This window comes from Mesorhizobium sp. WSM4845, from assembly GCF_055811455.1.
In genome coordinates this window covers 1-15,188 of record NZ_JBVVQA010000061.1, presented here as the reverse complement: position 1 = coordinate 15,188, position 15,188 = coordinate 1, and the positions used below count along the sequence as shown (strand labels likewise).

The following is a 15,188-nucleotide window of genomic DNA, read 5'->3' as shown; positions in this document are numbered from 1 at the left end:
TGTGGCTCTTGATCGCCGCGTTCCTGAACCGGCCGAAGCAGCTTGCCGCTCAGCGGTCAAGATTGTTCACGGTCGACTCGTCACAAGACTGAGCGAATCTGCAAGAGCCGTCTGGCTATAGACAGCTTCGCAGGCTTATTTTTTAAGTGCTCCGACATGCGGGTTCGCTTCATCGGACGCATCTTCAACAGGCACGGCGTATCCAGCTTTGACACGATCCATTATCACCATCGTCTTTACCCCCTTAATATCAGGGTTCTCATAGAAAAATCGGCGGGTGAACTGCTCGTAATCTTCCATACTCCGCGCAGTAACATAGAGCACGAAATCGGCGTCTCCGGTGACATAAAAGCCACTGACGACTTCGGCCGACGATTTGATAACCCTCTTGAATCTATCAATGATATCAGCGCGCTCTCGCTCGAGGCTAACCAAAACAAGCATTTGGATTAGCCTTCCAACCGCCTTTGGCGACACGATCGAGACATCGGCCTCAATTATGCCTTCAGCCCGCAACCTCTTCAACCGCCGTTGACAGGCAGTAGCAGACAACCCGGCCATTTCACCGAGAACTTCGGATGTCAGCCGATTGTTTCTTTGCATTATTTCGAGAATACGAGCATCAATTCGATCATAACGCATATTAACCCCAGCGATCAGTCATTTCGCCACGAAATACATGGTTTTATTGAAGGAAAGCGCCCTTCAGTAGTCGGGGCGACGACATCGTAGCACTATCTCGAACCAACTTGCGATTCAAGCCAAAATGCATCGGATGGATTGAACTGGCTCTCGACATACCCATCGTGCGTACGCGCCGATCCTGCTCTCGAAGAGCCGCCCGGATGAGCAAAGTGTGGGACTTTTGAGGCATTCGAGCCGTAGTCACGGTGCACGGCGCCGAAAGCTGGGGGCGGTGGAAGAGAATGCTCACCTTGAACCCGCAAAGGATACCGACTTGCGCCACGTCCCAAGGCGTATCGGTTCCGGCAGCGAGCGTGGTCCCTGCAGGGCACTTGTTGCTGAGTGTCGAAGCGAAGCGCAAAGTCCGCGTTTCGCTTCGATGTGGAATATTGCGCAATCTGACCGGCGCGCTTGAGGCGCGCCGGCACTGCGCCTGGTGGGACGGGGCAAGCCGGAGGCGCATGCCGAGTTAGTCAGCTTGCGATAGGCCGAGAGCTGCGAAACTGACGCTGGACCAACTTTGCATCGAGTGTTTGCAGGAAAAAACCTCAACGCCTGGAGTAGGTGCAGAATTTCGACATTACAGGCACCCCTGTTGAAGAGATTCGGTCCACAGCTGGTGTAATCTCTTCATAATAGAAGCGGTTGGACTAACCAAAAAAGGAGGAGGAATTATGAATCGCAGACATTTCCTGACGACGTTGTCCACTGTCGCAATTGCGGCGCCATACGTAAGCCGCCGGGCTTGGGCGCAGTCTCCGGGCGAGCTACGGGTCCAGCTCTACGGCGGCGATGTCGGAAAGGCGAACATAGAAGCGTATGCGAAGCCGTTCGAAGCCGAAACCGGAATCAAAGTCATCCCGATCACCGACGACATGAGCTTGCCGCAGCTTGATCTCATGGTGACCCAGAATAATGTCACGGTTGATGTTGTTGGTTTGAGTCCAGCTACAAACCTTGTGGCGGCTCAGAAGGGATACCTCGAGAAGATAGACTATTCTATATATCGAAAGGAAGAGCTAGACGCGATACTAGAGTTTGCTAAGCAACCATACGGCGTCGCTGGAGAGGTTTATTCTTGGGTTATGTTCTATAATAAGGAGCATTTTCCCGCCAATAAGCCGCGGCCGACTTCGTGGGCCGAATTCTGGGACGTCGAGAAGTTTCCCGGCGTTCGTACCCTCGAGACCGGCCAGTATGGTACTGAAGGCCCTTGGGAGGAAGCGCTTCTGGCGGACGGCGTGACTGCGGATGCCCTCTACCCAATGGACATTGATCGCGTTTTCGCCAGCTTGGACAAGATCAAACCGCATATCCGCAAGTGGTGGACGACTGGGTCGGAAGTCCAACAAATGCTGCGTGAAAAGGCGGCAGATATCGGAAATTGCTATGACGGGCGGGCGGCTTTGTTGATCGACGAGGGCGCTCCCCTTGAGATCACTCGGAATCAGGCCAAGTTGACATGTGATTACTGGGGGGTAGTCAAGGGCAGCCCCAATGCGCACAATGCGCAGAAATTTATTGAATTCGCCACCCGTGCCAAGAATCAAGCGGCTTTCGCCCAACGCATCGCCTACGGCCCGCCTAACCTTAATGCATATAAGATGATTCCGGAGGAGAGGGGGCGTCGACTCTCTACCCACCCTGACAACTTGGCCAGCGGCATTCTCATTAACACAAAGTGGTATAGCGAGATCGGATCGGACGGCCTGTCCAACGCCGAGCGGCTCCGCGACCGCTGGAACCAGTGGATCCTTCTCTAATCTCGGCTCCATTTGGAGGCAGGCGAAGTGGCCGCACGATATCTGGCGGTCACATTCGCATAGTTCTGGAGCAATCGCAGTGAACGTTTACGTCAAAAACCGCATCCAGTCCGGCGAGGATCAAGTTTTGGAGAGCAGCCTCGTTCCCACGCAAATTGAATTTCGCAATGTCAGCAAGATGTACGGGGCGGTCGCCGCTGTCAGGGATTTGTCCCTTAGTGTTGGGCGCGGCGAGTTCCTTACGGTTCTCGGTCCGAGCGGTTCGGGCAAGACTACAACGCTGATGCTGCTTGCCGGGTTCGAAGCTCCCACCAAGGGCGAGATCCTGATCGCGGGAAAGTCCGTCGGCTCGGTGCCTTCCTACCAGCGCGACCAGGGCGTCGTCTTCCAAAGTTATGCCCTGTTCCCGCACCTGTCCGTTCGCAAGAACTTGGAATTTCCGCTTGAGATGCGAGGCATAAAGGCTGGCGAGAGATTAGCTCGGGTCGATCGCATCCTTGAGCGCGTGCACCTCGGTGAGCTGAGTGGCCGGATGCCAGTTCAACTCAGTGGCGGCCAGCAGCAGCGCGTGGCGCTTGCCCGCGCCCTCATCGCAGATCCGCCGGTCCTTCTTCTCGACGAGCCGCTCAGCGCGCTGGACCGTAACCTGCGCGAGGAGATGCAGGGCGAGATTAAGAAGCTCCACCAGGAGTTCGGCATCACAACTATCTGTGTGACACACGATCAGGAAGAGGCGCTCACATTATCAGATCGTATCGTCGTCATGCGCGCTGGGCAAATCGAGCAGACGAACACGCCGGAGGCCTTGTATGATCGGCCGGCCACGCGCTTCGTGGCAAGTTTTCTAGGCGAAGCCAACTTCTTGGAATCCCCTTTTTTCGAGATCGAATCCGATCCTCCGCAACCGACCGGCACTGTTCCAATGATCCGGCCGGAGCGCCTTGGTATTACCGCTTCGACAGCGCCGCTGAGGTCCGATGCTGCTCGGCGCCATTCCGTCACTGGCACCGTAGACGATATGATCTATGCTGGCCCGGTGCGCAAATATAATGTGCGGGTGGGGAGTTGCGTTCTCATCGTGCGCGAGCATGTGTCCTCGGGACAGCATACCTTTCAACGGGGTGACGAGGTGAGGCTTGACTGGCTGCGGTCCGACGTCCGCTTCGTTGCGGACTGAAATGCCAAGAGGGCAACGCGGATGAAGATGCTTCAGAAACTCGGCCGGATCCCTATCGGACTTACTTTACCGGCGCTCGCCATCCTGCTCGTCGTGATGGGCATACCGATGGTTCGGCTCTTCCTAGTAAGCGTTAATGCGCCAGCCTTCTCGTTCGCCAACTATCAGGCTTTTTTTAGCCAGCCGGCAAATGTCCGTGTGCTCTTTCAGACGATCGAGGTGAGCGCAGTGGCCACGGCCCTCTGCGTTATCATAGGTTACCCCGCAGCCTATCTTATCTCGGCTGCCCCCAAGCGCTTGCAATTGACGCTCATTGTGCTTGTCATCATCCCCTATCTGACCAGTTTCTTGGCGCGTACTTATGCATGGGTCGTAATCCTCGGCGATCACGGTTTGATCAATACTTTGTTGCTAAATGGTGGCTTTATTTCCAGTCCGCTGCCGCTTATCTATAACCGTATGGCCGTTTATATCAGCATGGTTCACATTATGCTGCCTATGATGATCCTGCCTCTGGTCAGTGTCATGATGGGCATCGATAGGTCGCTGATGGCGGCTGCCCGCAGCATGGGTGCACGGCCGTTCGCCGCCTTCTGGCGCGTTTTCTTCCCTCTCAGCATGCCTGGCGTGCACAGCGGTTCCTTATTGGTGTTTGTTATCTGCCTTGGCTTCTATATCACGCCGGCAGCCTTGGGAGGGCTGGGAGACGCTATGCTGTCGACTTTCATAGCGTCACAGGTGCAGACCTCCTTTAACATCGCGCGCCTCGCGGCCTCGGCCTTTATTCTACTGGCAGTCGCCTGTGTCGTGCTCTCTATGTTGGGTCTCGATCTTTCAGATACGCAAGGCCGGACGGCGCAACGAACGCAGCGGGCTTGGCAGAGTCGGCTACCCTCATTCGGCCCGCTGAGACGCTACTTTGGTGAGCGTGCCAATCGTTATAGGGCTAAGCGCTGGACGACGAACCTCTACCAAGCCGGTACCGAAGGCCGCTGGTCGATCGTAGAAACGTTGTACATTATCCTTGTCATGATTTATTTGCTGTTCCCTGGCGTCGTCGTCATAATCATGTCGTTCAGTGCTGGAAATTATCTGGAGATGCCGCCCTCGGCCCTTTCACTGAGGTGGTACCGCTCCTTCTTCGAAGAACCCTCCTGGAACGGTGCCGCATGGACCAGCATCCAGATCGGCGTTATGGTTACCGTCCTGTCGACGATCGTGGGGACGCTCGCCGCCTACGGCCTCAGCCGCGCCTCTTCGCAACTACGCGGCTCCCTGACCATCGTAATCTTGGCGCCGATCACCTTTCCGAGCATTGTCGTTGCCATTGCTGCCTACATCGGGTTAGTTAATCTTGGGCTGATCGGAACAAAGACCGGCATCGTCCTATCGCACAGCATTGGAGCCATCTGCTATGTCGTTGTGATCGTCTCGGCTACTCTGGCGACGTTCGACCGGCGGCTTGAACAGGCAGCGAAGAGCATGCGGGCAGGACCACTGCAGACATTCATGCGAGTTACACTGCCGCTGATCCGGCCAGGCATCATCGGAGGCGCCGTGTTCGCATTCATCCACTCCTTTGACGAGGTCGTCATCTCGTCAATGGTGAGCGGGTTTTCGATCCGTACCTTGCCACTAAAGATGTGGGAGAACATGCGCAACGAGATCGACCCGACAATAGCTGCGGTGGCGTCGCTGTTAATACTTCTCCCTATTCTTTGGCTCGGGGCTCTATATGTCTTCTGGTGGCGGTCGAGGCCGAAGGCCCAATCTCCAATAACTGTCCAAAGTTCTATTGTAGGTCGAAAGACCAGAGCCTCGTAAAACCAAACCCGACAGCCAATGGGGAGACAAACTCCTGCAGCCCGATTTCCCGTGCCGAGCCACGGATCAGGTGCTTCATTCACGATGTCACGATGGATTGGTATGGCTGGCTTGGCCACTGGGAGAACCCGGATGTCTGCGCGTATTACGAAGCGGAGAACAGCTACGCGGAGCAAGCGACAGGGCTCAAGGCAGCTCCTCGCGGAGATCGAAGGGCGTCGGCCTTGCGAGGGCGCCTCGCCAGCGTTCCAAGTTGGCCTTCGAGTACTTCCAAGGACAGAGTGGCGCCTCCGGCGTGCTGGCGCCTGCCGCTGACCGGAGGCTCGACGAGCTTGTTCTCGAGCCGAACGCCATTCCCCGGTCGAGGCCTTCTATTCGGTCGGGGTCTTCGAGCCGAGCGAGGACGGGCGTTACGTGGCCTTTAGTTCTAACCTCGTCGAGGTCGAGCGCTACGAGTTGAGAGTGCGGGACATGGTCGATAGCCGGGACGTCTGGCGCTACTTGGGCCGCGCCGGGCGGATTGTCTGGGCCGATCGAGCGGCGGCAGCACCATCAGATTGAAGTCCGAATCTCCGAAATGGTGTCGAGGAAGCCAACGAGCGACTGGAGTAGGGGTTCGGGGTTCTGATAGCGACGCGCGGTCGTTCCTCGACGCACGTACGATCTCGGACGTGTCCTCTCGCGTTCAGAGAGGCGCAGCAGAGGTATTGTGTCTTCCCGCCGACGAGCCGGAGGCAAGTGGCGCCGGATCGTGAGTCATGAACTTGGGCACGAGATCTATGCCGAGCACTGGGAGACAGATTGCTGTTTCGGGTACCGCGATCGAGAACGCATTACCCACACAGAATGAGCGCCGCTGCCGAGGGGCTCGTTCAGCGGGGTTCGCCAGCCACGACGGCCTGGTCAGGCGGCAAAGACCTCAACTGCTCGGCGATTGAGGCAGCAAATGTTGTAGGCAAACGTCGCCTCTCGCTTGCGCATCAAGCGAATACTCAAGAATGAGCTCGGCGCTGTATATTGTTTTGTTATCGACTTGAAGCCGAGCGTGTCCGACCTCGATACGCCGGCGTCCTGTTCGATCTGATCCGTTGAAGTATTTGCTCTCGTGGATGCTGGTCGGCAATAAGTGAGCGTGACGGGCGATCCCGCAGAAGGCTTCGGAAATTATCGCCGCTTGATGGCCATTGTAGCCGTCGAAGACGAATGCACTGGACGGTTGTCAACGCTCCCGCGCTTTCCGAAGGAAACGTTTACCTGTTTAATAGGGGCCCGCTTAGCGGGCGTGGCAGTCGATTTCGCAGTGTAGTGAAGGCGTATAGCGCGTCCAGCTTGAATTAGGTTTCCTAGCCCTTTGGTTATACGGTCGAGAGTCGGCCTCCAGGCTGGCCAACAGGTTTGTGACAGCGACACAGTTCAACGTGTGTCGCATGAAAGCTCCTCACGCCCCGGGTCAGGTGCAGGATTTCGGCTGCCAAAGGCCCAATTTAGAGAAAGTCAGCCTGAAAGCCCAGTAATATCTGTGCGAAGACGAAAGTGCAAGGTGCGAGGCAATGAGCTCTTGGATGAAGCGCAAACGGTTCCTGCAGACGACGTTGTCCACCATCGTCGATCTGGGCGCCCTACCTCCAGTAGGCGAGCTTCGGCCTAAATCCGGGCGAGCTGCGAGCACAGCTCGACGGCGGCGATACCGCAAAGACGAAAATTGAAGCTTCTGTAAGGCCGTCCAAACCGTGGCCGGCCCGAGATCTGAGGGGTCAAAAAAGTTGGATGTCAACTGCCAAAAATGCCGCCAGTAAAATTGCATCGTTGGACGCGGTGGGGCAAGCCGAAGCGGTTCACGGAGGCGATATTTCGCCGCTTGATCTCGTCGATGCGGCCATTGGGCGCATCGAAAAATGTGAGGGTTTGATCGGCGCCCTGGTCCATCAACGCTTCGATGCTGCCTGTGCTGAAGCGTCAAGTATGCCGAGAGACCGGCCTTTCCCTGGTGTTCCCATACTGCTCAAGGACAGCAGCTCCGCAGCTCAAGTCGGCATTCCGCGCTTCGCGGGTAACCGCATTCTGAAAGAGAATCCCCTCGTCGCAACCGTTGATACTCCCGTTGGCAAGTGCCTGCGCGACGCCGGGTTCATTACGCTTGGTGTGAGTAAGGCTCCTGAAGCTGGCTGGTACACGGATACTCAGCCGATTGCCTTCGGGCCGACCCGTAACCCGTGGGCGCTCGATCGATCAGTCGGCGGTTCGTCCGGTGGCGCGGCCGCAGCAGTTGCTAGTGGCATGGTGCCGGTGGCACATGGCTCCGAGGACGGCGGTTCAATCAGAATTCCCGCGTCCTTCTGCGGTGTGGTCGGCTTTAAGCCCACTCGAGGACTCGTGCCCCTCTCCGAACCAAATTTATCGCGTGCAATGCATAATTTTGTGCTCTGCCGGACAATTCGTGATGCCGCCGCGCTGTTGGATCTCCTAGCCGTTGGAAATCCCCGAGCGCTGTATTGGGCCTCCTCAACCCGTCGCTATGCCCGTGCGGTCGCGGAGGCCGAAGAATTGCCGCGTCTGCGGGTGGGTGTGGCGCGCAGTATGGGTGGGGTGGAGGCGCGCGTCGACTGTCAACGCGCCGTAGATGCAACCATTCCATTGCTTGAGGAGCTAGGTTGCGAGGTCATCGACGGGGCTGTTCCTCCTCTCAATCAGGAAGACGCCATCCCGACATACGCACTGTTGCTCAAGGTCAGCGGCGAGGCTGCTTTCCGCGGGCTGCAAAAGATAGTGGGCCGGCCGTTGAGTCCCGATGATGTTGAGCCTTTCATCTGGTACATGGGACACCCCAAGGGGCCGACTGTCACGGCGCTGGAATATCTGGATGCGAGCGAGCGCAGGAGAGCCTGGGCTGCCGAGGTCATGAACTGGTGGAACGACTTCGATCTGTTGCTGTCGCCGACTGTTTGCGAGCCGCCACGTACCCTGCAATCGCATGCTGAGGAAACGCCAGAAGAGACGCTGGTCACAGTGACTAGGCAAATGGCGTTTGCGGGTCCGTTCAACGAGACAGGCCAGCCGGCGATCTCGCTGCCTCTCCAATGGAGAGATGATGGTCTGCCGATAGGCATTCAATTGGTCGCTGACATGGGCAAAGACGAGCTTCTTCTCGCCGTAGCGGCCCGACTTGAGGCGCTCAAGCCCTGGAAGGACAGGCGGCCTTCGATCTGCATTTGAAGCGCTTGCGGTAACACGCGTACGTAGAAAATGCAGGCTAAACTTAAGCAATCACCCTTGGCTGTTTTGTCGCATTGCTGTCGTTGCCTCAATAAATATCGGAGCCATACACCAGGCGATGTCAACTATAGGCCAAGCTGCTGACAGCAATACTTGTTGCTTGGCAACACAAGCGATAGTTGCTTTGAAAGAGTGCATAACCGCCGATAGAACTAGCCGTATCTAGGGCTCTCTGCAAAATAGATTCAGAGACTTAAGGGAGGTAAGAATGGACGAATTGCAAATCAGTCGCCGTGCCGTCATGAAAGCAATGCTGGTCGGATCGGCAGCGCCATGGATTATGAGTTCAAGAGCGTTAGCCTCGTCGTGCGACGATCATATTGTGCGCGTCGCCTCGATGAGCACGCCCGATTCCATGAATCCGTTTGCTACTTGGGGCTCGTCCGTGCCCACAGTATGTACTTATGATTTCCTGGTTGGGGTGGACGCCCAGCGGCACCCGGACCGTAAAGGTTTCGCGAAGTCGTGGTCCGTTGCCGGCGACAAGCTCACCTGGACTTTCAAAAGCTGGCCCGGCATGAAGTGGTCGGATGGCCAACCAGCCACAGCGAGGGATGCCGCTTTTACCTACAATTACATGCGTGACTCCATTGGTAAGCCCGACGAGTTGAACCTCGGCTGGAACAACACCAGCGGTCTTGAGAACGTCGAGTCTATCACCGCACTCGATGATGAGACTCTTCAAATCGTGACCAAGAAGCCGAACCGCTGGCCAATTGAAAACACAACGTTGATTGTTCCCGCGCACATCTGGAAGGACATCAGTTATGCCGATGCGCGGAGCACCTTTCGCAACGACCCGCCGCTGGTGGGCACGGGGCCAATGATCCTTGAAGAGTTTCAGCAAGGTCAGTTTGCGCGCTTTACGCCAAATCCGTATTTCCGCACAGGGCAGCCAAAAACGGCCGGCTTAATTATCCAATTCTTCACTACGATCGATCCGATTTCGCAAGGTTTGAAAAGCGGCAGCCTCGACTATGGGTCTGGCTTAACGGCTGCCCAACTGGCGGATCTCTCGAAGGATCCCAACATCGTAATTGGCGAAGCGAGCGTCGAGCAACGGAATTATTTGGCCTTCAACACCCTTTCCGGGAACGGGGCGGGCAGCACCAAGGCGTTACAGGATCCGGCGTTTCGCGATGCGATCGGCTACGCGATCGACCAGAAGGCTATAGTCGACCGCGCTCTGCGCGGGCACGGCGACCCCGGCGTTGGGCTGGTGATGCCGGTGGTTAGGGATTATTACTCGGATCTCAGTGACATCAGACGTCACTTCGATCTTGCGGAGGCGGGGCGCCGGCTCGATGCGGCCGGCTATCGGGACACAAACGGCGACGGCGTCCGTGAGGACAAGGAGGGAAAGAGCTTTCAACTCGAGCTTATAACCGGAACAGCCTCGGGCAACATAGAAATGCCAATCGCGGCCGTGCAGCTTATTGCTGGCTGGCTGGGACAAATTGGCATCCCCATATCAGTGACCCAACTGGACTCCGGGGCCCTGGGCGCCCGGTATGCAGCCCCTGATCAAGGAGGTGGAGGCTGGGATCTGCTCGTTACCGGCTCCTGGCTGTCTCCATCTCCTCATGACCTACTCATCATCGGCAGCAGTAAATCCATCGGTGGCAAGAACAGATCGTACTGGACAAATAAGGAATTTGACAAGCTCGTAGCGGAGGTCGAAGTCACGGTCGATCTTGCGAAGAGCAAGGAACTGGTCGATCAGGCGGCACGTCTCATCTACACCGACGCGCCCTACATCATGTTGTGCTACCCGTCTGTGATCGACGCTCATCGGAAGGATTGCTTCCAAGACTGGGGGCTGGATACGGCTGCTTCGTGGAGCTATTTCCCCTATGATCGGTTGAGGCCAGTCTAATGGCTGGGGGTGGGCTTGGTGGCTGGACGAGCCGACGTATTGTGGGGATCCTGATCAGGGCGGTAATAACGCTTTTGATGGTGGCGACGCTGAACTTCATTCTGTTCAGGGTCATTCCAGGCGATCCTGCAGAGCTTCTGCTTGGGGGCGCTCGCGTCAGCGTGAATGCAGAGCAGATCGAGGCGCAGCGCCAGAACTGGGGCCTCGATCGCCCGCTTTTTCCGGATCAGGTGATCGACTACTTGTCGGCGACTCTCCGCGGCGATTTGGGCTACAGCTACAAGTTCAGGGGCAGGCATGTCGCCGACCTTATTTTGGAGCGCCTGCCGGCAACAATTGCCCTGGTTGGTCTGGCCCAATTCATTGCCATTTTGTGCGGGGTTATGCTTGGCCTATTTGCCGGTTGGCGCAGAGGAGGAGCTTTCGACCGTGTCGCCACGGGAGCCTCTCTGGCACTCTATTCAACACCGGCTTTCTGGCTCGGCATGCTTTTGGTGGTGATCTTCAGTACGGCATTGGGCTGGCTTCCGGGCTATGGTATCTATTCACCCGGCGCTAGCATCGGCCCTGCTGACAGGTTCCTCGACTACTTGCGGCATCTCGTACTTCCGGTCACGGCGGTGGCCCTTGGACTCATCGGCCAATACGTCGTGGTCGCTCGTGCTGCGATGAGCGACGTTGTCACCGAGGATTACATGGTGACCGCACGGGCCAAGGGGCTCACCAATGGCCAGATGCTGATGCGTCATGCATTTCGTAATGCGATGCTGCCGGTGGTCACCTTAATTACGCTCAATCTCGGTTATGTGGTTGCCGGTGCCATCACCGTCGAAGCCGTCTTCGCGTGGCCGGGGATCGGCGGCCTCACGGTCGAGGCGCTCAACGCGCGGGATTACCCAGTTCTTCAAGGGATATTCCTGTTGCTCGGTGCGTCGATCGTTGGTGCAAATCTCCTGGCCGATCTTGCCTACGGCATTCTTGATCCGCGAGTCCGGCAATGAGTGAAAGTCTCGTTCCATATTCGCCGCGTAGCCGGGCGCAAGCGATCAAGGGCTATCTACGCCAATTTATTGGCCACGGTGGGGCTCAACTCGGCCTGTTGTGTCTGGTGTTCTTCCTTGTGCTGGCTGCGGTGCCCAATATCCTCGTGGGCCAACTTGAGACTGCAGGTACTGCGACCGGCGACTTCCTCGCGCCCCCATCAGGCCAGCATCTGCTCGGGACCGACGAGGTGGGGCGGGACGTGCTTAATATGGTCGTCCATGGTGCCCGGATCTCGCTTACGATCGCGCTGCTGGCGACCGTGATCAGCCTCATCCTCGGGACTTCGATCGGTATCACGGCTGGCTACTATGGTGGCAGGGTTGACGTCTGGCTGATGCGCTTGACGGACTTCTTGTTCGTCATGCCCTCCTTCGTGCTGGCGCTGGTCATCACACCCGTGGTTCTCGAGGTGATGGGGCGCGGCGGAGAAATCCTCGGCTTCCGTCCTTCCCTTTTCGTGATCATTGTCGTTATCGGTATGACAAGCTGGGCGTTCGTCGCCCGTGTCATTCGCAGCCAGACACTGTCGTTTAAGGAGCGAACATTCATTGATCGCGCTCGCGTTGCGGGCAGCAGCAATTTCAGCATCATGGTGCGGCACATCCTTCCCAATCTCGTGCCGCAAATAGCAGCCAATGGAGCTCTGGTCGTCGCCGGCGCAATCTATGTCGAGACATCACTCTCGTTCCTTGGTCTTGGCGATCCGCTGCAGCCTTCATGGGGCACTTTACTGTCGCTCGCTCAGCGCGCCGGCGCCGCCAGTGCTGGAGCTTGGTGGTACCTGGGCGCCCCCGGGCTGTGTGCGCTCACGGTTTCGCTTAGCTTCGTCCTGATTGGCAATGGCCTCGACGACACGTTCAATCCACGGCGGAGGGTGATCCCATGACAAACTCCTGCCAAGACAAGGCACCGCTTCTGGAAATCGACCGGCTCTCTGTCGACTATGGGCTCAAGGGCGTTTCTTCGCGAGCAATCGACGACGTAAACTTCGCGCTCCGAGCCGGAGAGGCCGTTGGCCTCGTTGGTGAGTCTGGCAGTGGCAAGACCACGACCGCGATGGCGATCGCTGGTCTACTATCGCCCAACGCGCGGGTTAGAGGCGGCCAAGTGCGCTATCGTGGTAACCGACTTCCGATCGACGACGATGCGGCGATGCGGCCGCATCGCTGGAGCGAAACGTCCGTTGTCTTCCAGGGCGCGATGAATGCGCTTAATCCCGTTCACCGCATCATCAAGCAGATCGCCGAGCCGTGTATGCTGAAGCTCGGCATGTCGCGGGACCAAGCGACGGTCAGGGCCAAGGAGTTGCTTGAGTTGGTTGGCATCCCGGCGGATCGTGGTTCTGCCTATCCCCACGAATTGTCGGGCGGAATGCGACAAAGGGTGATGATTGCCATGGCTCTGGCTTGTCGCCCCTCAATCGTCATCGGCGATGAGCCCACCACGGCGCTCGACGTTATCACACAGGCTCAGATCCTCAAGCTGCTAGGGGAGTTGCGATCCCAGCTTAACCTGGCCTTGATTTTGATCACCCACGACCTTTCTGTGGTGGCTGAGTCTTGTGATCGCGTGATGATCATGTACGCCGGCCGGATAGTCGAGGACGGCACTGTCACTGAGATTTTCTCCAATCCTAAGCACCCGTACACCAGACTGCTGATCGATTCGATTCCGAACCCAGCGAGCGGCAAAAAGATGATCCGGCCAATACCCGGTGATCCCCCCAACTTGATCAATCGACCTCCGGGCTGTGCTTTCCATCCACGCTGCCCGTTCGTCATGGGAGTATGTGCGACCGAAGTCCCCAGCTTCGATAGAAATAAGGGGGGACACGTCGCCTGTCACCTTCACCGGTCCTCGCAAGACAAGGTTGCAGTTCATGCCTGACCGCGCCGACATCCTGAGCCTGCAGAACCTGCAGGTCCATTTTCCTATCCAGGGGGGACTGTTCGACCGTGTCCTGGGCCGACCTGCCAGCACCGTACGCGCGGTGGACGGGATTGATCTCAACGTCGGACGGGGTGAGATCGTAGCCCTGGTCGGAGAATCGGGAAGCGGCAAGACGACGGTGGGCCGCGTCATCACCAAGCTCGCCCAGCTGACAGGCGGCAGGTTGCTGTTCGAGGGCCACGACATGACGTCGGTAGAAGGCTTCTCGGCTTTGCGTCCTTACCGGCGTCGCGTGCAAATGATCTTTCAGGATGCTTATCAGGCGCTCAATCCGCGACACACCGTATTCGACATCGTGGCGGAGCCGTTGCGGTCACTGCGGCTGGTCGATAATGGCAAACAGCTCGCACAGCGAGTGAGCGAAGCGCTTGCGTCCGCTGGGCTCAATCCTCCCGGCGATTTCTTCGCCCGCTTCCCGCACGAGTTGTCTGGCGGGCAGCGTCAACGGGTCGTGATTGCCGGAGCGCTTGCCGTCCGGCCGGAACTCATCGTTGCGGATGAGCCTGTCTCGATGCTGGATGTCTCAATACGAGCACAGATTCTGCAGGTCCTCGTGGACCTGCGCGACAGAAACAACCTGGCGCTGCTCTTCATCACCCATGACCTGCCGCTCGCCTGGTTGATCGCCGACCGGATTGCTGTCCTGTACCTTGGGCGGCTGGTCGAGATCGGCAGCGCCGATGAGATCACATTCAACCCTCGCCATCCGTATACAGTCGCTCTGCGAAGCGCCACGCCGCAGATTGGCAGCGAGACAGACCGCAGCGAGCTGTGCACCCTGCACGGCGAGGTTCCAAGTGGCGCCCGCGTGCCGAAGGGCTGCCGTTTCCATCCGCGTTGTCCGCTGGCCTTCGACCGCTGCAAAGAGGAGGAGCCGCCCGCCCTCGAAGTGGGGCCACAACACATGTCAGCGTGCTGGCTGACACAATGAAGGCCGGCCCGGCGCTCAAACTTTGGACTGCAGTCGACGTCAATTATCGGCCAGGAGAGTAGTTTCGGATCGCACTAGTCTATCGCAGCATGCGTCAGTGCGGAATCCGGGAAGGCCCCGCAATGCCGATGTTTGTGGGGATCCGGATCGGCTGCCGCGTTGAACGTCGGCTGGGTTAGATTTCGTCCAAATTGCAGGCAAGGCATCGCCGCAGAGATACTGACAGTTACTCTAGCCCACCCTCACCTACGAACGGATCGCCTTCAAGATCGAAGAAAACATCCCGGAAGAGGGCTGCGGAAGACATGTCATTCCAAAAACCTTCGACAACAGGCAATAGCTCATGCAGCGTCTGCCCGGCGGCCCGCAACCTGAAGTCGGGTCGGTCGCGCAGGCAACGGCCCTCGCGGCGGAGCTCAAGCTCATCCAGAATACGGGAAATCTGAATCTGCCAGATCTCGAACAACTACAGTCGTAACCTCACATCATTCCGGCATGATTTCTGAGAAAATTAAGGTTGAAATGATGATCGCCAAAGAAATAATATTCACTGAGTCTGCAAGAGACTCAGTGTATTATCGCTATCGGATCAGTCGACCGTGAAGAATTCGGAAGCTGCTGATATTCCATGGGAATAGTCTACTTTTCAGGCTTCCGAATTGCAGG

The 15,188-nt window shown here is 57.4% G+C and carries 12 protein-coding genes; 10 read left to right on the top strand and 2 right to left on the bottom strand.

The window, feature by feature from the left end:
- Positions 1-135 precede the first annotated feature (135 nt).
- The gene (locus tag AC0L2C_RS33705; RefSeq protein ID WP_473525480.1) at positions 136-642 is read right to left on the bottom strand and encodes an Lrp/AsnC family transcriptional regulator; all 507 of its coding nucleotides are present in this window, start codon (positions 640-642) and stop codon (positions 136-138) included.
- A gap of 716 nt (positions 643-1,358) precedes the next feature.
- Here AC0L2C_RS33705 and AC0L2C_RS33700 point away from each other — a divergent pair.
- From AC0L2C_RS33700 to AC0L2C_RS33655, 10 genes are all read left to right on the top strand, one after another.
- The gene (locus AC0L2C_RS33700; protein ID WP_473525479.1) at positions 1,359-2,447 is read left to right on the top strand and encodes an ABC transporter substrate-binding protein; all 1,089 of its coding nucleotides are present in this window, start codon (positions 1,359-1,361) and stop codon (positions 2,445-2,447) included.
- A 79-nt stretch (positions 2,448-2,526) separates the two neighbouring features.
- Positions 2,527-3,624 carry an ABC transporter ATP-binding protein gene (locus tag AC0L2C_RS33695; protein WP_473525478.1) on the top strand — a complete coding sequence of 366 codons (1,098 nt, stop codon included), beginning with the start codon at positions 2,527-2,529 and terminating at the stop codon, positions 3,622-3,624.
- 21 nt (positions 3,625-3,645) lie between these two features.
- Positions 3,646-5,448, top strand: a complete 1,803-nt coding sequence (locus tag AC0L2C_RS33690; protein WP_473525477.1) for an ABC transporter permease subunit — start codon at positions 3,646-3,648, stop codon at positions 5,446-5,448.
- A gap of 414 nt (positions 5,449-5,862) precedes the next feature.
- Positions 5,863-6,009, top strand: a complete 147-nt coding sequence (locus AC0L2C_RS33685) for a hypothetical protein (protein ID WP_473525476.1) — start codon at positions 5,863-5,865, stop codon at positions 6,007-6,009.
- A 1,206-nt stretch (positions 6,010-7,215) separates the two neighbouring features.
- A complete protein-coding gene (locus AC0L2C_RS33680) occupies positions 7,216-8,661 on the top strand; it encodes an amidase (protein ID WP_473525475.1) in 1,446 nt (481 codons plus the stop codon).
- A 268-nt stretch (positions 8,662-8,929) separates the two neighbouring features.
- The gene (locus AC0L2C_RS33675; protein ID WP_473525474.1) at positions 8,930-10,597 is read left to right on the top strand and encodes an ABC transporter substrate-binding protein; all 1,668 of its coding nucleotides are present in this window, start codon (positions 8,930-8,932) and stop codon (positions 10,595-10,597) included.
- Positions 10,597-11,598 carry an ABC transporter permease gene (locus tag AC0L2C_RS33670; RefSeq protein WP_473525473.1) on the top strand — a complete coding sequence of 334 codons (1,002 nt, stop codon included), beginning with the start codon at positions 10,597-10,599 and terminating at the stop codon, positions 11,596-11,598. The genes AC0L2C_RS33675 and AC0L2C_RS33670 overlap by 1 nt, the downstream gene beginning before the upstream one ends.
- On the top strand, positions 11,595-12,527 hold the full coding sequence (locus AC0L2C_RS33665) for an ABC transporter permease (RefSeq protein ID WP_473525472.1): 933 nt from the start codon (positions 11,595-11,597) through the stop codon (positions 12,525-12,527). The genes AC0L2C_RS33670 and AC0L2C_RS33665 overlap by 4 nt, the downstream gene beginning before the upstream one ends.
- Complete coding sequence (locus AC0L2C_RS33660) at positions 12,524-13,528, top strand: ABC transporter ATP-binding protein (protein WP_473525471.1); 1,005 nt, start codon at positions 12,524-12,526, stop codon at positions 13,526-13,528. The genes AC0L2C_RS33665 and AC0L2C_RS33660 overlap by 4 nt, the downstream gene beginning before the upstream one ends.
- The gene (locus tag AC0L2C_RS33655; protein WP_473525470.1) at positions 13,521-14,522 is read left to right on the top strand and encodes an ABC transporter ATP-binding protein; all 1,002 of its coding nucleotides are present in this window, start codon (positions 13,521-13,523) and stop codon (positions 14,520-14,522) included. The genes AC0L2C_RS33660 and AC0L2C_RS33655 overlap by 8 nt, the downstream gene beginning before the upstream one ends.
- 226 nt (positions 14,523-14,748) lie before the next feature.
- Here the strand turns inward: AC0L2C_RS33655 and AC0L2C_RS33650 are convergent, their stop codons facing one another.
- Complete coding sequence (locus tag AC0L2C_RS33650) at positions 14,749-14,988, bottom strand: hypothetical protein (protein WP_473525469.1); 240 nt, start codon at positions 14,986-14,988, stop codon at positions 14,749-14,751.
- Positions 14,989-15,188: the final 200 nt, after the last annotated feature.